Genomic DNA, 21,308 nt, shown 5'->3' on the forward strand with positions numbered 1-21,308 from the left:
CGGCGACAATGAAAACCTTACGAATTTGGTTCGGCTGCTCTTTAGGGCTCGCGCTAAGCATGATCTTCGGTTGGTCTTACGGATTTTTTGCCATCATGATGCCGCTGTTTATATTGGGCAGAATGGACAACTTTAATATTTCGGCTTTATTGATCGTGTTTTTCTCTGCGGTGTGGACAACCATACAAGCCACATTTTTGCTGGAATACTTGCAGTTTCATCCAACATTAATGACCGTTGCCGTCGGAATCATGATGCTGTTCAAGTGCATTGCAATGATGAACCAGAAAACCTATTTGTTTGGTTACATGGGGCTGTTGGTGGGTTCAATTGTGTTGAATTTTGCCAGCTATAACTTCATGGATATTGAAGAGTTCAACGTCAACATGTGGGTGATGGCGTTCAGCAATATTTTTGTTTGCGCATTCGCGTATTGGTTGTTCCCGGAGCCAAAATCCTCCGCCGAACACATTGAGATATCGACCCCCGTGAAAAGCGATATTGACTACATCAGCCAAGTTGCCATGGGTTGGGTAGTGGCGATGGCGGCATTTATCGTATTCCAAGTAGCAGACTTATATGACTCGCTATCCGCACAAGCTTCCATTTTGATCATCCTAACCCCAATGACTTTAGCGGGCTCGCTCGCCATGGCAAAAATTCGCATCATCGGCACCGCACTAGGCTGCATCGCAGGGATGGCTGTTCAGCTGATATTGGGCAGTTGGTATGGGCATGGGCTACTCTTTTGGCTCGCCTTTACCATTGCAATGGGGCCATTCTGCTTGTGGCTCACCAAGGGGCAAATTAAAGCGGCTATCGCGTTTTCTGCCATGTCTGCTCTATCGGTTCCGCTGACGACCTCGTTGGTGCCAGAACAAAAAGACGCGTTCTTTTCGATCTTGTACCGTTTCAGCTCGATTTTCGTTGCGGTTCTGCTCACCGCGATGGTGATGTGGGTGGTGCATCACTGGATTCGTGTGATGTTGCTAAAGCATCCTGAGATTAAGAACGTGGAGTTGAATTAAATCTGGCCGAGGCTGGAAACGGGAAATGTATGCCGCTCACTTTACTGTGAGCGGCATTTTTATTTAAAACGGTCACCCTGAACATCGAGGAACGAGCGTGCTTCAGGATCGACTCACCGAGTGCTGTGAAGTTCTAAGGTTATCGCCATTTCCTAACGAGCTGTAACCCGATTCCTAGTCTCGTTTAAACTCGCTAGAATGACCCTCTCTTGGAGCTGCTCCAATACCTAGGGTTGTGGCGAGCAATGTATCTTCCAACATCCGTCATCCTGAACATCGAGGAACGAGCGTGATTCAGGTTCTACTAACCACGTACTTTGAAGTGCGAAAGTTATCGCTATTTCCTAGCGTGCTGTAACCCGATTCCTAGTCTCGTCTAGACTCGCTGGAATGACGCTATCTTGAAACTGCTCTAATACCTAGGGTTGTGGCGAGCAATATATCTTCCAACATCCGTCATCCTGAACAGCGAGGAACGAGCGTGGTTCAGGATCGACTCACCGAGTGCTGTGAAGTTCTAACGTTATCGCCATTTTCCAGTGAGTTGTTAGTAGATTCCTAGTCTCGTCTAGACTCGCTGGAATGACCCTATCTTGGAACTGCTCCAATACCTGGGGTTGTGGCGAGCAATGTTTCTTCCAACATCCGTCATCCTGAACAGCGAGGGACGAGGTGATTCAGGATCTACCCACCGAGTGCTTTGAAGTGCGAAAGTTATCGCCATTTCCTAGCGAGCTGTAATCAGACTCCTAGCCTCGTTTAAACTCGCTGGAATGATCCTATCTTGGAGCTGCCCCAATACCTAGGGTTGTGGCGAGCAATGTATCTTCCAACATCCGTCATCCTGAACAGCGAGGGACGAGCGTGATTCAGGTTCTACCCACCGAGAGCTTTGAAGTGCGAAAGTTATCGCTATTTCCTAGCGAGCTGTAATCCGATTCCTAGTCTCGTCTAGACTCGCTGGAATGACGCTATCTTGAAACTGCTCTAATAACTAGGGTTGTGGCGAGCAATATATCTTCCAACATCCGTCATCCTGAACAGCGAGGGACGAGCGTGATTCAGGTTCTACTAACCACGTACTTTGAAGTGCGAAAGTTATCGCTATTTCCTAGCGAGCTGTAATCCGATTCCTATTCTCATTTAAACTCGCTAGAATGACCCTAATTTTAGTTCATGGTGCGGAGCCTAAGTATTAATATCAACCCACCAACTCTTTACGAATGATCTCCGCACCCGCACTTAACGCATTGAGCTTAGCGGTCGATACTTCACGAGACAAAGGGGCCATACCGCAGTTGGTACATGGGTAAAGCTTGTCGGCATCAACGAACTTCAACGCCTCTCGCAATGTGTTCGCTACTTCTTGTGGCGTTTCAATTTCGTTAGTAGCGACGTCAATCGCACCAACCATCACCTTCTTACCGCGAATCAACTCAAGTAACTCAATAGGCACTCGTGAGTTATGACACTCAAGCGAGATAATATCAATATTAGACTTCTGCAGCTTCGGGAATACTTCTTCGTATTGTCGCCATTCAGTGCCTAGCGTTTGCTTCCAATCCGTGTTCGCTTTGATGCCGTAGCCATAGCAGATGTGCACTGCAGTTTCACATTTCAGCCCTTCAATCGCACGCTCTAAACATGCAATGCCCCACTCGTTCACATCATCGAAGAACACATTGAACGCAGGTTCATCGAATTGAATAATGTCGACACCTGCCGCTTCAAGCTCTTTCGCTTCTTGGTTGAGGATTTTTGCAAATTCCCAAGCCAGCTTTTCACGGCTACCGTAATGATCATCATAAAGCGTATCGATCATCGTCATAGGGCCTGGCAGCGCCCACTTGATAGGTTGCTTAGTTTGCTGACGCAAGAACTTGGCATCTTCAACAAACACGGGCTTTGTGCGGCTTACTGGGCCAACCACCGTAGGAACACTTGCTTCATAACGGTTGCGAATAGTCACCGTTTTACGGTTTTCAAAATCTACGCCACTTAAATGCTCAATAAAGGTCGTCACAAAATGTTGCCGAGTTTGCTCGCCATCACTGACGATATCAACGCCTGCCAGCTCTTGTTCTTGCAAAGCGACACGTAGCGCATCGCGTTTGCCATCAATCAGTTCTTCACCTTGCAGTTTCCACGGTGACCAAAGTTTTTCTGGTTCTGCCAGCCAAGAAGGTTTCGGTAAGCTGCCAGCCGTTGAAGTCGGTAATAGTGTTTTCATCGTCATTCCTTTCTAGATTCTCGTTATCGATTACGCGTAGCTTGCAGACCATTGTTCAAGCACAGATTGATAAGGTTTGATGAAATGCTCCTCGGCAAATTTCCCTTGTTCAATCGCCAGTTGGCTGCGCTCTTCTCGGTCGTAAACGATTTGAGTTAGCGAGTGGTCTAGGTTTTTTAGGTTTGGCTGGTAGCAATTACCGGCAACCGCGTTGGCATTGTAAATCTCAGGTCGGTAAATCTTCTGGAATGTCTCCATCGTGCTTATCGTGCTGATAAGCTCTAGGTTTGAATAGTCGTTCAACAAGTCACCGAAGAAGTAGAATGCCAACGGTGCAACGCTGTTTGGCGGCATAAAGTAGCGCACCTGTAAGCCCATCTTCTTGAAGTACTGCTCCGTCAACGAAGATTCGTTCGGCTGATATTCAAAGCCCAAAACAGGATGTTGGTTTTCAGTACGTCGGTATACTTTGTTGTCCGATACGCTCAGGCAAATCACTGGCAACTTTTTGAAATGCTGTTTATAAGACTCAGAATTAACGAAAGCTTTGAACAGTTTGCCATGCAAATCACCGAAGTTCGCTGGGATGCTGAACTGTGGCTGGTTTTTGTTGTGGTCCAACAGCAAAACGCTAAAGTCGTAATCACGCACGTATGAAGAGAAGTTGTTGCCCACAATGCCTTCGATACGCTCGTTAGTGTTGTGGTCAACAATGTTAGTTTTGAGCACTTCAATCGATGGGAAGGCTTCTCCACTACCTTGGATATCCATATCAACGGAGATGATTTCAAGTTCAACGGAGTAGCGGTCACCTTGCGCGTTATCCCAATATGCCAACGCATTAAAACGATTATCGATCATTCGGAGCGCATTGCGCAGATTCTCTCGGCGGTAGTTTCCGCGAGCCAGATTAGCAAAGTTGGTAGTGATTCGCGTGTTGTCTGATGGTTGGTAATTCTCATCAAAGCGAATGCTTTTGATAGCAAATGTGAAATCGTTATTCATCGTGAGTTGGTATCCTATTTCCTTAGATAAAGCAGACTTTTCCTAACTCTGTGCATGGGGACATTTTTTGTTTTTTGGTTTTCCCAATCGTTAGGTTGCGCAGCGTTCACGACGAACAGTTCGTACTAAAAACGGTGGTCGCAGTGCCTAACACCAGAGCAGTCCGTTTTTTATACTTGCTTCACGAGTTGAGTAATATTGGTATTGTTTCACATTGAACATGAAGGAAATTCATAGTGGCAGTTCCAACCCTGAGAGAGCTATCGTAGATACTGTTTTTCATTGACACCAATACACGTAACTTGGCGAGCATATTGCCAATATGTGTAATTAAGAAACTGATAAGGGATTAGCAGTACGTAAACCAGTTTTAAGCCGAGAAAACGCATTGTATAAACAAGACGCCAACTGGAATATAGGACAGCGTAACTTAAATAGTACTTTTCACACTCCATCGTTTATTCAAGCATTCGTTTAATTAGAAGTACGTTACATTTATATTCTCGGAAACATGATTATTTAATTATCTTATTTATTTCTTTTTCTATCTTTACCATCTTAAACGTAAAGTTTAACTCCCTGCTGTAAAAGCACATATAACTTCATACACGAACATGGCAACTTCATTGACGGACTTTATCACTCAACTATTACATTAAGCTCTAAAAAACAACAACAAAAAACATAAGCCACTGTTTTAATTTGAATTAAAACCATAAACCCGAGATGACCACATAACGATACTTTACTTAGTTTGGTATAACAAAAACCCTAAAAATAACATGACTAACATTTATAAAATTCACTTTTATCAATAAAAAAGCTCAATATAACATTAGAAAATTAAAATTAAGCAATAACTTAAAAAGGCAAAACTTAATAACCAAATTCTTATTTATTATAGTTGAGAGGTGAATTTAAAAACTATGAGACATTAATCCCACGAATCTATCCTTTTTCTTTTTTTAATAAAAAACAAGATGCACTATTTCACCGCTCATTTATTGAGCTTGAATTTATAACCTGTCCATAATTATAAAGTGCCCATCAAGATAGTTTAAAACAAAAGTCTTTATGGGCTGACTAATAGGAAACAATAATGGAAAAACAGCATCTTTCCGCGAGTATTATCGCACTCGCTTTACTTGGTTCTTTAGCACCAGCACATGCTGAAGATACATTAAAATCTTACACTTCGACGTTGCTTCAGCTTGATGATGGTGATGCACGCTCGAAAAAAATCCGCTTAATTTATTCTTTAGAAAATGTCTGGAACCAATCTTTACTACCAAATGGCGCTAAAGAAGCTAAGTTGATCCTAAATGGCGGCTCTGGCTTCGACATGACTAATGTTCCAAACAAAGAACAAATCTATGGTTTTGCCACTGGGGGAGATTACCGTTACACCGTTCCAACGGCTTTTAAGCTGGCACTGAGCTATTTAAATGGCGCCCCTTTACGCCACATGAGCCATGCTCCAGAAAACACCATTGCAACGGCATCTGTCAGTGAGTCGCTAGATTTTAACCTTGGATTCAGTGCTTCTACTTCTCCAAATATTAGTGGGGGAATCTCCTGGAGCAACCGTGTAACGTACGACCAGCCAGAGTTTCAAACGGTTGCCGATTTTAACCAAGCTAACGAAAGCATTAATTGGTTAATTGAAAACAAGACTATCCGCCATAATACGCCAGCTAAAGACTGGTTATTGTATCGTTGGACCAGTTGTGACATGGGTAATTTGATTGATTACAATGAGTTACCTGTCGTTATGCGTTCAGACTTTAAACCACAAGTCGGCGTCGTATATAGAAAAAATGACATTCAAGATGGCCTAGATACATCAGAGGTCAAGCTGGTTGCTGGTTGGCGAAAAACCAATTACTACTTTGGTCGCGACTGGTGTAGCTGGTATACCACTCCAGAAAATACCTGGAAGAAAAATCGCGATAGCAGTCAATGGACAGAGACTAGCCGAGCCGTAACTATCTCTTGGAATGACGATCTCTACCACTAACTTATTAGCCTGCGGCCACGGAATAAATAAGTGGCCGCTATATTTACTAATGAAATAAACGGTAAGACATGACACATGACAAGTAACAAAAAACTCTTGACTGGATCGGCGCTAGCACTTGGTGCAGTACTCGCCATATTTCTAATTAATTCAAATAACAAGAATGCCCAGACCGAACCTGTTGCAAGCCTTGATGAGCAAATCAAGACAGAAGACGCTGCGACAATAAGTGTAACGCCTCCTGAGAGCAATGCTGCTCAAAAGGTTGTTACCGCTCCAACACCACTAAGTCGCAATGATGATACTTCCGACGTCATTCCAACTACACCTTGGATATCTGCCCCATTAAATGAACTGAGCAATGAACTGTACGATTTTATTGAAGCTGAACAGGTAAGTTACATCAGTACGACCGACTATCCATTCGACGAGCAAAAGCAAAAACAATTGCGAACATTAGCTAGGCAAGGGGTTCCTATCTTGTTTGACAATACGGAGTCATCCTATTTGGATAGCTACGGTGTCAGCGAAACCAAAGTCGTATCAGAGTATTTTGGTACGGCGTCTGAAGGTGATGTCATCATCGCTACCGGAGTACAGAATGCAGATGGCAGCATTCATTATCTAGTTTTGCCTTTGAAGAGCAAAGATCTCAACGATAACAGTAAATTGATTGAGGACACTAAGCTCGCAATCACTCTACTTAAAGAACAAAAGCATGACTTGATAAAAGAGAGACAAAACGAACATCGCGAATAAAAAGTAAAGGGAGATAGCCTCTGTATCGCTATTTCCCTTAAAACTCAGTTCTCAATTAAGAAAAGCTCATTTCTCCCTACTTACCGGCGCTCTATCCGAAATCACCTTGCCATCTTTGATGGTGATGATGCGTTTGGTGCGTTCTGCGAGGGCGTTATCGTGCGTCACGATGATCAATGTTCTGCCTTCGGCGTGGAGTTGGTTGAACAGAGCTTCGATCTCAGCACCAGATTTTGAATCGAGCGCGCCGGTTGGCTCGTCAGCTAGGATGATTTGCGGATCGTTGACCAAGGCTCTTGCAATCGCAACTCTCTGCTTTTGACCACCAGAAAGCTGGTTTGGTTTATGGTCTAAACGATCCCCTAGCCCGACTTGCTCTAGCAATTTAGCTGCGCGCTGGCGACGTTCTTTGGCTTTGATGCCAGAGTAAACCAACGGCAGTGCCACGTTATCAAGCGCCGTCGCGTATTCCAATAAGTTAAAGCTTTGGAAGACAAACCCGATCTTTTGGTTACGAATGCCAGCCAACTCATTCGCACTTAAACTTGCTACGTTTTGGCCGCCAAGTTGGTACTCGCCATCGGTGGGCTTATCTAAACAGCCGAGCATGTTCATTAGCGTTGATTTACCCGAGCCAGACGGGCCAAGAATCGAAAGAAACTCACCTTGATTGATGGTTAAGTCTACGCCGTCGAGCGCACGTACTTCCGCCTCTCCGCTTGAGTAGTATTTGCAGATGTTGGTTAGCTCAACAAGCGGCTGGTTCGACATGTTCTCTCCAGAGTTATTGTTGTTATTCACTTTGTAGCGCCTCCAACGGGCTGACTTTTGCGGCTCGGTTTGCAGGTAACCATGCAGATGCCACACCAATTATCACTAAGGTGAGGATGACAATCGCGACAACGACCCACGACAACTCAGGGACAGGTTTACCCAGTTGTTCATAAAAGGCATTGCCCTCTAAAGGAATGGAACTGATGGCAGACACCAGCGCGTACGTCACGCCTAAGCCAAGCGCGCCCCCCATCATCATTGTCAATAAAGACTGCACTAAATAGTGCATGCGAATGGCCGTTGGGGTTGCACCGACCGCCATGCGCACACCGATATCACGCGTAGTTCGCTTTACGGTGGCATACATCACATTGGCGATGCCAACGCCAGCAACAGCTAACGTCACGAAGCCGATAATGCCAAGAAAACTCTGCAAACCTATCAGAAACTGCTGCATACTCTTTTGTTTAAGGAACATATCATCGACTTGGACGACCTGTTCATCACTGACACTTGCCCCGTGCTTACGGGCAATCACTTGCCTGATCGTCTTTGCTAAGGCTTCTCGGTCTACATCGGCTTGTGGTTGCACATTGATGCCACCAATTTCACCGTTGACATGAAATCGCTTCCACGTCGCTAACGGCACAAAGCTGGAATAGTTGATAAGATCCCCCAGTTCTATTTGGGCGCTGTTTTTCTCCAATACGCCCACAACGGTGAACTGCTCATTGCCGATTTTTACCTTTTGCCCCACAGGGTTGACTTGCAATGTGACTGTCGCAAACCAACTAAAGTCCTCATTCGGGTTGAATAAGTCGGCTGCCAGTTCATAACCCAGTACAACGACTTTGCGCGTCTCTTTTTGATCGAGTGGATTTAACCATCGTCCCCCCGCCATCGGCACCAAATTGGTCATGGATTGAAACTCGCTCGTGACTGCTAACGGCTCTTGCCATGAGCTTCTGTCACCAACGGTGATGCGCTCTTTCCACTTCGCAGTTGGCGCAACGCTTTTTACATCGGGTAATGCTCGAACGATCTCTGAATCGTCCATTTTTAACGTCAGAAACTTACCTTGGTGAAAAGCACCGTGGTCGACGGTGGCCATCCCTCCGGTCAAATAAATCAAGTTGCCGTTACCATTTTGTGCGGTTTTCAATACCCCCTGACGAATGCCCTCACCTACCGCCAACATAGCAGCGATACAGAGGGTCGCCCACGCTATAGCCAGAATGGTCAAACCCAATCTCAGCTTTTCTGCGGCCATTTCTTGGAAAATTTGTCTCATCGGTAACAACATGACTAGGCCCTCGCACTCAAAGCAATGACTGGCGTGAGACGCGATGCTCGCCTTGCTGGGAAATACGATGCCATCAATGCCAAGATAAGCGTCACAAGTAAAGACCAAGCAATAGAATCTGGCGTGATCACAGGTAAACCAATCCATTCCGGTAATGCCATGCTGCTTAGGACAGACACCACGGCATACGAAAACATCAGACCTAATGCCGTGCCCACAGCTACCAAAATAAGCCCTTCAAGAATAAACTGACTGAGTATGGATTTTTGAGTCGCCCCGATCGCCAAACGCACACCGATTTCACGCGTGCGCTCCGTAACAGATAAAAACATGATGTTGGCAACACCAAGCGCACCGACCGCCATGGTCATCGCGCCACTCGCTCCGAGAAAAATCTGAATGCCACGCAAAATTCCACTGATGACCGCCGCACCTTCACTAAAATCGGGTAATTCGACCGCATCTTTATCACTTGGGTCAAAATGAAGCTGCTTGGCGAAAAAGTTCACGATATTTTGTCGAAACGACGGTGCATCCATCCCGTCTCTCGGCTTCATCAATACCATCCAAGGTTTCGCATCCCACAAATCGCGGTACGTTGTTTGAGGAATGAAAACCGTGCGGCTATCGCCGAATGAAATGCCAGTGTCCTCACCGACGGTTATCCCAATCACCAAAAACGGAATGCCGTTGACTTTGAGCCTATCCCCGATTTGGATTCCGCCCATTTGCGCAATTTGATCGCCTAACACTGCCACGCGAGTGTGGTTGTCCATATCACTTGGTGACAGGTTTCTCGAACCGGATTGCAGCTTGCGTTGCATTAAAGGAAAGTAAGACGTATCAATACCGCTGACCGTACTCGATAAATTCTGTCCTTTGAGATTGGTGATATTCGCATCCCATTTGGCGTAAACGCTCGACGCCTGTTGCACAAAGCCTGACTGTTTGATCATGTCGACTTTTTCTTGTGGAATATCAATTTGTCGCCTTGAAGGTAACCCTTGCCACGGTTTACTGGTACTCGACGGAAACACCACTTGCACATTGTTGATCATAAATGAAAACGACTGAGTCTGATGGCGATAAAAGCCTTCGCCAAGTGCGATTAACACCACCACAGAGATCACGCCCCAAGCAATCGCGATAATGGCTAGAACGCTCTTCATGCGGTGCGCCATCAACGTTTGCCAAGTTTGTTGCAATAGGCTGCTCATGAATGAAAAGCCCGAGAGATCAACGCCATGGTATCGTCATCGAGTTTCCCTGCGGTTTGCAGTAAGCCGATTCTCTTACGCCAGTAGCTGTACAAGTTGGTTTGCAGACTGTTTTTCGCCTCAAACAAGCTGTTGTGTGCGCTGATAACTTCCGACACTTCAAGCAGGCCAGCGTCGTAAAGTTTCTCTTTGCTTTGCAACACTCTGGCGCGCGACTCAACCAGCTCGTTCGCTATCAAAACTTGATTCCAGTTGATATCGACCTGCGTAAACTGCTGAATAACTCGTTTCTGAATATCAATTTCCACTCTATGCATATCTTGCTTGGCGCTTAAAATGTTCAACGATGCTTCGTCCACTTTCGCTCGCACTGCACCATTGAGGTCAATCGGCAAACTCAAACTAATCCCAGCGTTAAACTCGCCGTTTGAACGACTATCACCATCGCTGTAGCCCACACTGCCTTTGACGGTTGGGTAGTATCCACCTTTAGCTGAATCTTTCGCGAACTCGCTCGCTTTCACCATCTGCGCCGCCACCAACAGCTCTGGACTACTGTCTTTCGCCAGCTTTAGCCATTGCTCCTGAGAGTCCACCAGCATCGGTGGCTGAATCAAAGAATCCGTTCGAATTTGGTCGACACTCTCCGGCATTTGATTGATTAACGCCGCAAGCTCTGCTTTTTTCACTTCGAGATCGGCTTTTGCATTGAGGATACTTGCTTGCTCAGAAACTTGATTCGCTCGCATCTCTTCAACATCAACCGACTTCACTTTGCCTGCTCGATAGCGTTTCTCAATGATGTTGAGAAGTTCTTTCCCCTCCTCCAGCTTGGACTGCGCCAATTTGAGGTCGCCCTGTGCGCTTGCCACATCTAGGTAAGCGGTGAGCAACTTTTGCGCAAGCTCGTTATGCGCTTGAGATAACTCTAACTGTACTTTGAGATAATTGGCATTCGCTTGATCCAGTTCCGACCACAAACTACTATCCCAAATAGTTTGAGTTAAGGTAGCGCCGTAACTGTTCGAATGGCTTGAGGACTCATTCCAATCCGCTGACGCACTGGCACTTAAACCCGGCAATAACGCACTGCGGCTGCTCTGTACGCCAACCTCGCCAAGCTGGACGCCGATTTTCGCTTTTTCGTAATTTGGATCGTTCTGCTTTGCTTGTTGCCAAGCTTGTTCAATAGAAATTGCGTAGGTCGGCAAACTGAGCGTGGCAGCCAACAATGCAAAGGCGATTGTTGATCGTTGCAGCTTAACCATGCGCCGCTCCCATCATACTGTTGTCGATAACCTCTTCATCAAGCTCCACGCCGTCAAGCACTTCGACATTGATGCCATCTGACAGACCGAGTTTCACAGGTTGTTTATGAAACCCTTGTTCTGAGCTATCGGGGATCAGAACATTCGGTGCGTCACCATCAAATTGCAGAGCGCGCTCCGGTAGCGTGAGCACGTTTTCAGAAGTCTTCAGAATGATTTGAGCCGTCGATGAAAAACCAGAACGAAGCAACACATCTTGTGGGATCTTGAGTTCTCCCACTTCAACCTCAAAACCGTTATCAAAACTTTTAGCCGAAGCGTTGCCTTCTGGTGAGTTAAGGTTCTCAGATTGAATCGCTACTTTGGTTAGCACACCAGAAATCGCCACATCAGGATAAGGCGCAACCGTCAACATAACGGGCATTCCCGGAGACAACTGCGCAGCATCATGCTCACTGACGCTACCTTTAAAAATCAGACTGTTCATGTCGGCCAATGACATCATTTCAGTCGCGGCTTGGCTTGATTGAGTCGAGATGATCGGCTCTCCGACCTCAACTTTCTGGTTGAGTACCGTGCCATCAATTGGCGCGTAGATCGTCGACGTTAAACGCGCATCACCGATAGACGCCTCACCACTGCGGATGAGTTCGAGATTCTGGCGCTTTTGCAATACGTCCGCTTGCGCAGATTTGACTGCCGAGCGCGCACTTACGTATTCGTCGTAGTTACTTGGAATAATGTCCTGCTTGACCAAGCTTTCTAAGTTGGACAGTTTTTGTTTGGCGGATTCCAGATCGGCTTCACTACGCATGAGTTCTGCCGATGCATCCGTTAATGCTTGGGGGGTTGGGTTTGGACGCACTTTGATCAGCGGCTGGCCTTGCTTCACCTTTTCACCAACTTTCGCGTAAATTTCACCGACGATACCGTCGATTTGTGACTTGATAGACACGGAGTGTGCAGGGACAATTTTACCAACAGCCACCGCTTGTTTTTCAATCGTGCCTTTTTCCACAATCAATGTAGGCAGCAATTCTGGTTGAGCGGCAGATTGGAGATAGAAATACGTACCACCGCCGAGCAGCGCAATGCTCACAGCGGAGACAAGCCAACGTTTCGTCATTATTTATTCCAACAATTATTGGGTAGTCTAATGACTACTCCTAAAACACAAAGTTGAAGGAATAATATCCTGCTTTAATAGCGGTTTGGTTGTCACAGTTGGTATGGTTTTGTCAGTCACCTCTGACAATCAAAGACTAAAAAAATCTCGAGGAGTCATTCAGCGAAGACGCTGTCTACGATGGCGACTAACAAGCTCTGTAACCGCTCGTTTCAACCGCCCCCCCCTTTTCATTCTGAACAACGTGCAAAATGGCGCAGTTCTGTATCCTCCAATCGCATATCCATACAGTCTTGCGCCTCACGACCTAAAGCAGGAAAAACCGCATGCGCTTTTAAAATGCCTCGGCTGATAAAGCCACATTTCTCCAACACACGAATACTTGCGTGGTTGCCAATATGCGGGGCAGTGCGAATGCGCGTTATACCTAAGCTTTGCAAGTAAACAACGCCAAGTTTGCAGGCTTGGGTTGCATAGCCTTTTCCCTGATAGCGAGCAGAAATACCAAAATGGATTTCACTGCTGTCTTGCTCAGGTATCAGCACCAGACAGCCTATAGGAGTTTGAGAAGTAAGTTCTTCAATGGTGAAGACTAATAGATTGGGAGACTTTTGATCATATTGAGCACGCCATCTTTCGATAGCTTCAAGGGTTTGATTAACATTTTGGTGGGCTTGGCGATTGAAGAAGCGGCATGCTTGCTCATCGCCTAAATAGTTTTCAAACAGAGGAGCAGCGTCTGTTGTTTTGAGGTGTCTGATTGCCACTTGTTGAGATTCAACTCTCATCATGGTTTAGCTCTGATAAACATTCGGTTTCCAGATTTGCATGAAGTTTTCTACTGGAGCAATAGGAGTGAACCCAAACTGTTCGTACAACCCATGAGCATCGCGGGTTGCAAGCATCATACGGCGTAAGCCTTGTAGTTCTGGATGAGCAACAATTTCTGAGATCAACCACTTACTGATGCCTTTACCACGGTGTGCCTCCACAACAAACACATCGGCAAGATACGCAAACGTGGTGCGATCGGTAATTAACCGAGCAAAAGCGACGAGTTGATTTCTGTCATCCAAAACCGCGAAACAGAACGAATGGCGCAATGACTTCTCAAGGCGTTCTCTTGGAATGCCCTTTCCCCAATAACTGTTTGAAATGAACTCGTAGATAACGCCTAAATCCATGTCATCTAACAATGTAGTAATTCGAAACCCTTGCATTGTATCCCTCAACATTGGTTTATATTTTCTCAGCCACACAGACAAGCGAGTTGGCATTCGCCTCAAATACTTGCGCTGACCAAGATTGGTACTTCTCTATAATTCTGAATCCCGCTTGTTCAAGGAAAACCTCTATGTATTCCAGCGGACGATATTTTAAATCAATGCTGGAATGCTCAATCGTTCCACTTTCAAAATGGCGCTCTTTGTTCAAATACATGATGGACGTTTGCAAGTCATACTCGGCCTTCATACCGAAATAATTCACTTCACCATAAGTTGGAGAAACATAGGTTTGCCACAGCGCCATCTCATGATCCAATTCTAGATTTTCTGGCGTTGGTAACCGCGTATCGAAAACAAATCGCCCACCTTTTTCGAGGTGTCTTGATATTGAGCTCAGTGCGCCTGCCAGCATGTCGTCACTTAAAAAGGCTTGGAATGCATTCCCTGTCATTATGGCTAGGTCAAACTTCTTACCTAACGAAAACTGGGTTGCGTCGAGATGAAGAAAACGTAAGTTACTCCTACTTTTGGCTTTGTCCTTTGCGTGTTTGAGCATCCCTTCAGAAATATCAATGCCAATGGCTTCGTTGAGTTGCTCAGAGACTGGAATCGTGACAATGCCGGAACCACAACAGACATCCAGTACACTTCGAGCATTGGTTTCTTCGATTAACCTTGTGATGAAAGCAATGTCGTAATGGTAATGCTGCTCGTATTGGGCATCGTATTCAATGCCCGACCCGAACTCGGTTAAATCTTGTGTTTTCAAAAACAGTCCTTGTTTGTTACTTATTTCAGCGGTGTGACTTTTTCAGCTCTAGCATCAAGTATCGACACACATAACCAACACCAGATACGTAACCAATCACACTTTCTAAGGAAACCACTTCCAACCCCGCCTGCTGACAGAGTTGTTCAACTTCACTTTCGGTATATGCCTTATGCACGACCGATCCACTATAAGTATTTCGAGGCAAATCTTGTCCATCCGGATCGTGGTATTGAAAGCTGATAAAACATCGTCCATTCGCAGTTAGCTTATGCGAAATACACTCCAGAAGTTGTTGAGGCTCTGCTAGAAACTCAGTAAAACCAAGTGCGGTGATAAGGTCGAAGGTATGTTCAAACAAAGGGGAAAATGGCTCATCGAGATTATGAACCGCGACGCTTTGATAGAGGTTAGTTTGGCGCGCTTTATCAACCATTTTGGACGAGATGTCTAAGCCATGGATGGCGAGTTCTGGATAGTGACTTTTTACGACATGGCCGATACTGCCAGTCGCACAGGCTAGGTCGAGAACCGAGCCTTGCTCGATGGGAAAGGTTTTTAACTTCTCAGAAATCCAACGTGGACCGACGTAGTGACTGTCATCCACCAACTTTTGATAGCGATCCGACACATCATCATACATTTTTGCTACGTTCATCGTTTCCTCCTTGATAACCAGAACGATGCTCGAATGTAGCACGCAATAAGCATCTAGACACTTATTGGTTAACTAGTTCTTTATGGTATGTGACAGACTGGTTGTTTAGGACAACAAAAAAATCCGATACTCGATATTTTTGAATATCGGATTTTTATTGCGTTATCGAGCTAACCAAATTCTCGCTAGTATTCCTATCGGAGTAGTAACGCCAGTTGTGACGGAGGAAATTTCACCATTTCTTAAAACATAAATGGTTGGGGTCACGCTAATTTTCCATTCACGCATAATATCGCTTGAAGGATCGTTTATATTTTCGAAACGATATTCTTTTGCCCTCATAAACTGCGCCACACGCTCATTCGGTCCCGACGAGCCAGAAATGCCAACTACGGTGTAGTCATCACTCAGCCAGCTCACGCTTGGGCTTACAAATTTACAAGCGGGACACCAAGTCGCCCAAAAATAAACAACGACAGGTTGTTCATAACTTTGCGCGATTGCATCGAAGTATTCACCATCGCTCAATACGGAGCTCAATGGTGGAGCCTCCTGTTTAGGAATATCTTTGGTGCGATACCAATCCATCGCGATAGAAATAACGGTGACAATGAGCACCATCTGTACGATTTGAACGAGCCAATATCGGACTGTTCTACGCTGCTTTGTCGAACTCATTGAATGGATCCCCCACTCGCTTGTTTCACGGCGCTTAAAACAACATCATCAGTCAGAATCACGGGTAACGGGATACCTTGTGGCGCCGCCGGGCCATAGACGATGTTAAACGGCACACCGTAACGCCCATGAGCTCGTAAAAAGTCCGTTACCGAGCCGTCCGGATGTGTCCAATCCCCTTTTAACGTCGCCACATTAGGGCTTTGTAGCAATGAGTAGACAGGATCTTGCCAGATCACACCGATCTTGTTCGCTTTACACGTGACACACCAATCCGCAGTGACATCCACAAACACCACTCGCCCATTATTGACGTGATCTTCAATCGCCGAGTTAGAAAGCTTCTGCCACGCCAAGTCCTCAGGAAGCGGTGTCGCCCATTGGTCGGCAGTGATACTACCAAGTAGCAGCCCGCCAGCAATTAAGATAAGCGATGCAGAGCCGGATAGCACGAGTGCTTTATCGCCATGAACGCGTTTAACGCGAATCATCAGAACAATAAACGCGACTAAACCGGCGAAAATGACCCAAAACACTGGGAGGTGATTGGCCATCAAAGACAGTAGCCAAACGCTGGTGGCCAACATCATCACACCAAATACGTTTTTGACCACGTTCATCCACTGACCCGGCTTCGGCAATTTAAGCGCAATACTTGGGAAAATTGCCACCATAATCCAAGGCAACGCCATCCCCAACGCTAAGGCGGTGAAAATAGCAAACAGCGTAACCACATCGGCACCCAAAGCAAACGCCACGGCCGTTCCTAGGAAAGGCGCAGAACACGGCGTAGCAAGCAAGGTTGCAAACATCCCTTGCACATAGTGTCCAGCTAACGAGTTGTCACCTTTCGAGGCCAGCCATGTATTGGTACCCGATGATAGACGGACTTCAAACAGCCCCAGCATATTGGCCCCAAACAAAGTGGTGACCAACACCATCAAACCTAAGAACCAGGGGCTTTGAAATTGCACGCCCCAACCAATGGCATTACCTGTTAGCTTGAGCACCAAAATAAAACCAGCGAGAATCCAGAACGACGTTAATATACCAAGTGACGAGGCAACAAACTGAGCGCGAATTTGACGACGCTCGATACCTTGAGCGGCAACAATACTACTTAGCTTCATCCCCAAAACCGGAAGAACGCAAGGCATAATGTTAAGAATTAAACCGCCGAGCAACGCGAATAGAAAAACACTCGTTAGAGACGTGCTCAGCAACGGTTCAACTATTGCCTCAGCAGTTGCTTGAGTGGTTTCTTCTGCTAGTAAATTGGTGTCTTTGATGGTCACAAACAGCGACTGACCACCTAACTCCACATCGCCCAGCCAAGTATCAACGATATAGCTCGCGGTGACGATGTTTCCTTCTTGATGCATTCCTTCAAGCTTGAAGCTATAGTCTCGCGTTGCTTTATCGACGCCATCCACCAGCACTTGTGGTTGTTGCCAACCCTGACTGTTCTGTAGCTTGATTTGTAGTTTCGATTGGTTCGCATCCCAACTCGCCTGAGTAACATCAATAAACGGCGATGGCTGCGGCACGTTACTCACTGCTTGAGCGTAACTGAACATCACGCCTTCATCGACTGTTAGATCAGAAGGCAAGAACGTCAATTGAATTTGATAGTCGGTCAGCACACAAATCGTCGTACAAGAAGAAAGTGTCAGTACCGCATCAATCGTGACAGGTCTGGACATGTCTTCGACGTGCAGCGTCATGGGGAACAAAGTATCGCCTTTATACCCAAGAGTCTCGATACCTAATAGTTCGAATTTTTGTGGGTGCGGCCATTGCCAATCCACTTTGGATAAATTTTGTGAATTTTGCCAATCAATAGATGGTGCTACGCCGCCCTCACCAGGTGAACGCCAGTAAGTTTTCCAGTCTCCGGTTAACTTGACATCCAAATAACCTGTAAGTGTTTTGGCTTGCGGATCTTGTTGACCAGTGAGCACAAAGCGCGTTTGCACTGGAGGATGTTGTGGGTTGGTTAGCCAACCTGTATCAGTAGTTTGAGCTGAAATACTCAGAGAGAGCAAACTCAAAGCAAGCGTCATAAAAAACATGAACGCAAACTGAGTCAGTTTAGTAATTTGATTCATAGTGATTCCTAGTTAAAAGACAAAGGTGCTAAATAACTGACGCTAGTGGTCAGAAAGCACGCTTTTATTCTCGGAACACACAGAAAGTCAGATGGACTCGATACTTACGGCCTATCGGTTCCGTCCAATGTTGCGCACCAATATAGGCACTGCACAACCAAATTGCCGAAGCAAAAAGACCGACAAACAGAACAACAATAAATACATCGAGTTGATGTTGAGAAAACTGAATTAACTTTTCAGACAATTCGCACTTGCTAGTTTCTTTAGTATCAATCGACTTGACGCTCGAACGCTCATCAGCAAGTGAAACCGCGGGCGATTCCGTCTCATATTTCATAGAGCATGACGATGCAAAGCCTGAATTTTGCATCAGACACACAACGACCACCCAGCCAATAATCGCCAGTAGCCATTTTGCCCGCTTATGTGGCGTGTGATGTCGTTTAGTCAACAAACTCATAAGAATTCAGATAAAGTAAGAACGAAGAAGATAATACGCGAGTCGTCATAAAGCTCAAGTTGTATCCTCTAAATAGCCTTAAGAGGCTTCACTCGGTAAGCTTTAATCTAGCTTGCCATAAATATATGCCAACTCTGCGACGGTTTTTGCCGAGAACTTCTTCAATAGATTAGCTCGGTGTACTTCAACCGTTCGCATTGCTATGCAAAGTTCGTCAGCAATACGAATGTTGCGCTTTCCTTCAATAATCAAACGTAAAATGTCTTTTTCTCTAGGTGTGAGCGATTCATAAGCCGATTTAGCTGCTGCCATATCGAGGTTTGTGGCAGACTGCGCCTGTCCCTGCAAAATGGCTCGTGCCAGTTCATCGCCTTTGACTGGTTTTTGGAAGAAATTGACCGCCCCAGCATGCAATGCATCGACCGCCATCGGAACATCACCATGCCCTGTCAGATAAATAACGGCTAACGGGCTGTTGGCTTTATTTAAAATTTGGTGCACTTGCTGGCCACGAAGGTTGGGCATTCGGCTATCAAGGATCACGCATCCGGCCTGATGAATGTTCACTTTATCGAGAAAAGATTGCCCATCAGCAAAAGTCGTCACGTTGAAGTCATGCTCTTCCAACATAAAAGCGAGCGAGTCACGCACCGATTCATCATCATCGACTACAAAAACAGGTAGCTGCTTTTCACCGCTGCTCATTGAGTGCTCCTATGCCTAGTTCAGATTAGTTTTGATATGGAAACACAAGCTCAACCAAACAACCATGTGGTGCTATCGAGCTGATGACAAACTCGCCACCATGCATTTCCATCACATCGCGACAAATGGCTAACCCTAGCCCAAGCCCTTCTTCTTTGCTACTCACAAACGCTTGAGTCGGATTCTCTTGCTGCAACCCTGTACCATTGTCTAACACTCGAATAGAGAGTTGATTGATTTGGTAATCGCAATGCAGGGCAATTTTACCTTGATAGCCTGATGAGTGATATTTCTCTTGGAACAAAGTACACGCATCAATCGCGTTGCTGATCACATTAACTAAAACCTGTTGTACGCCAACTGCATCGACAAGTAACGGACGCATGTTCCCTTCTATACTGGTCACGATCGAAGTGTTTTGCTTCTGCATTCGAAAATGGAGCAACTCAATCGTGTCATCAATGAGTACTTGAAGATCGCACGACGTTTTGTCGACACTGCGCTTACGAATCAACGTTCTTAATCGCTGAATAATTGCATCGGCTCTTTCAACTTGGCCCTGTATTTTCTCTAGCACAGGCACAATATCTTCATGCGGACGCTTCTTTGCAAGACGCAGCAACCCACCTTCACTGTAATTACGAATGGCTGCCAGCGGTTGATTTAATTCATGAGCCAGACTGCTGCCAATTTCCCCGACAATCGCCACTCTTTGCGAATGTTCTAACTGCTCGCTTTTCTCTTTCAGCCTTAGCGATGTCAGTTCTAATGCTTGTTTGCTTTTGCTAAAACGATACTCAAGCCAAAAGTGGTACGCGTTCAATACAATCACAAACATGAACAGTGCCCACGCCCATTCTTGATGACTGCGCAACCAGCGCAGCGCCTCACTCCACCAAGGTTGCTGCAATGGATGTAGATCCAACGCCTGATAGAGTTTATCGATGCTCAACAAGCTAACTGGCGATGTCCAGCCTGACGCGCCAGCGGCAATAATGGCGGGGTGCTCTGGCGGCATAGCAAGTAAGACTTGCGCGATTTTTTTCGCCAGAAGAGACGAGCCGCGTTCTGTTTTGGCAAACGACCAGTTTGGATATAACGGCGTAGAAACAGCGCACGAAGAATGTTCATTTGGCTGTTGGTTTAAGACTCGAAAATCACCGTGCTGTAACAGACCTTCATTTTGCATCTGTTCCAGTAGACAAGCAGGCACGACAGCGGCTTCAACATTGCCGTCACGTAATTGGTAGAGATTGGCATCAATTGGGAAACCGAGATAGCGAACATCCGCAAAAAAATCATTCGGATCGAGTCCCATTTCCACGATTTGATAGCGCAGGGTCAGATAACCACCAAACGCTTTTTCTGATACCGCCGCAACAGGACGCCCTGAGACATCTTGCACCGTTTGATAACTTGAATTGGCTCGAATCACCAGCGCCGAACCAATGCCGTAATTCGAGTTTTGTGGTGCTCTGCTGGTTAGCGTTGCCATCCACGACAGCGCGTATTGCCTGCCCAACCGCACTGCCTGACCTGGGTTGGTTAAGATGAAATTCATCTTCTGAAACTTCACCGCTTCGCCCATTTCATCCAAGTTAAGGGGATGAAGGACAAAATGCACATCGGAAATTTGCTGATTGAGCCAATCAATGGTCGGTTGCCATCTCTGCTCGGCATAAAGATGGCCGCGTATCGCTAACACGCCCACTTCGACTTTTTTCTTGACCTGTGGCTGCTCTGCTTTTTGCTCTTGCAGATCTGCTTGTTCAGAAACTGCGCCGTGAGCCAAAGATGCAAAGGCAACTAAGCAAAGAATCCAAAGCTGAAGCCACAGTGCTTTTTTCATGATGAGTCGAATCGTTCCGTCAAGAGAGTACGACAAGAATAACAGCTACCTTCCCTAAACCACATTTGTTTTAGATCAAGTTTGATCTGAGTATGTGGAAATCCACAATATAAGCCTCGCAGTGC

The 21,308-nt window shown here is 45.9% G+C and carries 19 protein-coding genes; 3 read left to right on the forward strand and 16 right to left on the reverse strand.

Annotated elements, in window-relative coordinates; translation table 11 throughout:
- Positions 1 to 8 precede the first annotated feature (8 nt).
- Positions 9 to 1,028: a DUF2955 domain-containing protein gene (locus R7Z10_RS09585; RefSeq protein WP_318104733.1), complete on the forward strand. Its 1,020-nt coding sequence runs from the start codon at positions 9 to 11 to the stop codon at positions 1,026 to 1,028.
- A gap of 1,201 nt (positions 1,029 to 2,229) precedes the next feature.
- Here the strand turns inward: R7Z10_RS09585 and R7Z10_RS09590 are convergent.
- Together R7Z10_RS09590 and R7Z10_RS09595 are read right to left on the reverse strand one after the other, a co-directional pair.
- Complete coding sequence (locus R7Z10_RS09590; protein WP_318104735.1) at positions 2,230 to 3,258, reverse strand: methionine synthase; 1,029 nt, start codon at positions 3,256 to 3,258, stop codon at positions 2,230 to 2,232.
- 30 nt (positions 3,259 to 3,288) lie between these two features.
- The gene (locus tag R7Z10_RS09595) at positions 3,289 to 4,263 is read right to left on the reverse strand and encodes a DUF1852 domain-containing protein (protein ID WP_139059381.1); all 975 of its coding nucleotides are present in this window, start codon (positions 4,261 to 4,263) and stop codon (positions 3,289 to 3,291) included.
- A 1,099-nt stretch (positions 4,264 to 5,362) separates the two neighbouring features.
- Between R7Z10_RS09595 and R7Z10_RS09600 the strand changes: the two genes are divergently transcribed.
- Both R7Z10_RS09600 and R7Z10_RS09605 read left to right on the forward strand, forming a co-directional pair.
- The gene (locus R7Z10_RS09600; protein WP_005376731.1) at positions 5,363 to 6,280 is read left to right on the forward strand and encodes a leukocidin family pore-forming toxin; all 918 of its coding nucleotides are present in this window, start codon (positions 5,363 to 5,365) and stop codon (positions 6,278 to 6,280) included.
- 75 nt (positions 6,281 to 6,355) lie between these two features.
- Complete coding sequence (locus tag R7Z10_RS09605; protein ID WP_318104738.1) at positions 6,356 to 7,039, forward strand: topoisomerase I; 684 nt, start codon at positions 6,356 to 6,358, stop codon at positions 7,037 to 7,039.
- A 66-nt stretch (positions 7,040 to 7,105) separates the two neighbouring features.
- Here the strand turns inward: R7Z10_RS09605 and R7Z10_RS09610 are convergent, their stop codons facing one another.
- The 14 genes from R7Z10_RS09610 to R7Z10_RS09675 all read right to left on the reverse strand — a co-directional run bounded on the left by R7Z10_RS09610 (position 7,106) and on the right by R7Z10_RS09675 (position 21,183).
- Positions 7,106 to 7,810, reverse strand: a complete 705-nt coding sequence (locus R7Z10_RS09610) for an ABC transporter ATP-binding protein (RefSeq protein ID WP_318104741.1) — start codon at positions 7,808 to 7,810, stop codon at positions 7,106 to 7,108.
- 22 nt (positions 7,811 to 7,832) lie between these two features.
- The gene (locus R7Z10_RS09615) at positions 7,833 to 9,116 is read right to left on the reverse strand and encodes an ABC transporter permease (protein ID WP_318104744.1); all 1,284 of its coding nucleotides are present in this window, start codon (positions 9,114 to 9,116) and stop codon (positions 7,833 to 7,835) included.
- 2 nt (positions 9,117 to 9,118) lie between these two features.
- Positions 9,119 to 10,333, reverse strand: a complete 1,215-nt coding sequence (locus R7Z10_RS09620; protein WP_021822522.1) for an ABC transporter permease — start codon at positions 10,331 to 10,333, stop codon at positions 9,119 to 9,121.
- Positions 10,330 to 11,601, reverse strand: a complete 1,272-nt coding sequence (locus R7Z10_RS09625; RefSeq protein WP_318104746.1) for a TolC family protein — start codon at positions 11,599 to 11,601, stop codon at positions 10,330 to 10,332. Before R7Z10_RS09625 ends, R7Z10_RS09620 begins: the two co-directional genes overlap by 4 nt.
- Complete coding sequence (locus R7Z10_RS09630; protein ID WP_005385784.1) at positions 11,594 to 12,727, reverse strand: efflux RND transporter periplasmic adaptor subunit; 1,134 nt, start codon at positions 12,725 to 12,727, stop codon at positions 11,594 to 11,596. Before R7Z10_RS09630 ends, R7Z10_RS09625 begins: the two co-directional genes overlap by 8 nt.
- 230 nt (positions 12,728 to 12,957) lie before the next feature.
- Entirely contained in the window at positions 12,958 to 13,518 is a 561-nt protein-coding gene (locus R7Z10_RS09635) for a GNAT family protein (protein ID WP_318104748.1), read from the reverse strand.
- Positions 13,519 to 13,521: 3 nt separating this feature from the next.
- Complete coding sequence (locus R7Z10_RS09640; RefSeq protein WP_029834000.1) at positions 13,522 to 13,947, reverse strand: GNAT family N-acetyltransferase; 426 nt, start codon at positions 13,945 to 13,947, stop codon at positions 13,522 to 13,524.
- Between the two features lie 19 nt (positions 13,948 to 13,966).
- Positions 13,967 to 14,722: a class I SAM-dependent methyltransferase gene (locus R7Z10_RS09645; RefSeq protein WP_318104751.1), complete on the reverse strand. Its 756-nt coding sequence runs from the start codon at positions 14,720 to 14,722 to the stop codon at positions 13,967 to 13,969.
- A 25-nt stretch (positions 14,723 to 14,747) separates the two neighbouring features.
- Positions 14,748 to 15,380: a methyltransferase gene (locus R7Z10_RS09650; RefSeq protein WP_318104753.1), complete on the reverse strand. Its 633-nt coding sequence runs from the start codon at positions 15,378 to 15,380 to the stop codon at positions 14,748 to 14,750.
- Between the two features lie 162 nt (positions 15,381 to 15,542).
- Positions 15,543 to 16,058: a protein disulfide oxidoreductase gene (locus R7Z10_RS09655; protein ID WP_206953378.1), complete on the reverse strand. Its 516-nt coding sequence runs from the start codon at positions 16,056 to 16,058 to the stop codon at positions 15,543 to 15,545.
- Complete coding sequence (locus R7Z10_RS09660; RefSeq protein ID WP_318104757.1) at positions 16,055 to 18,166, reverse strand: protein-disulfide reductase DsbD domain-containing protein; 2,112 nt, start codon at positions 18,164 to 18,166, stop codon at positions 16,055 to 16,057. Before R7Z10_RS09660 ends, R7Z10_RS09655 begins: the two co-directional genes overlap by 4 nt.
- A 64-nt stretch (positions 18,167 to 18,230) precedes the next feature.
- Entirely contained in the window at positions 18,231 to 18,629 is a 399-nt protein-coding gene (locus tag R7Z10_RS09665) for a hypothetical protein (protein ID WP_005376702.1), read from the reverse strand.
- A 102-nt stretch (positions 18,630 to 18,731) separates the two neighbouring features.
- Positions 18,732 to 19,334, reverse strand: a complete 603-nt coding sequence (locus R7Z10_RS09670) for a response regulator transcription factor (RefSeq protein ID WP_186584814.1) — start codon at positions 19,332 to 19,334, stop codon at positions 18,732 to 18,734.
- 25 nt (positions 19,335 to 19,359) lie between these two features.
- Positions 19,360 to 21,183 (reverse strand): PhnD/SsuA/transferrin family substrate-binding protein, encoded by a 1,824-nt coding sequence (locus tag R7Z10_RS09675; RefSeq protein WP_318104760.1) that lies wholly within the window; start codon positions 21,181 to 21,183, stop codon positions 19,360 to 19,362.
- Positions 21,184 to 21,308 lie beyond the last annotated feature (125 nt).

The sequence above is a fragment of the Vibrio sp. Vb1018 genome (assembly GCF_033338775.1).
GTDB lineage: Bacteria > Pseudomonadota > Gammaproteobacteria > Enterobacterales > Vibrionaceae > Vibrio > Vibrio alginolyticus.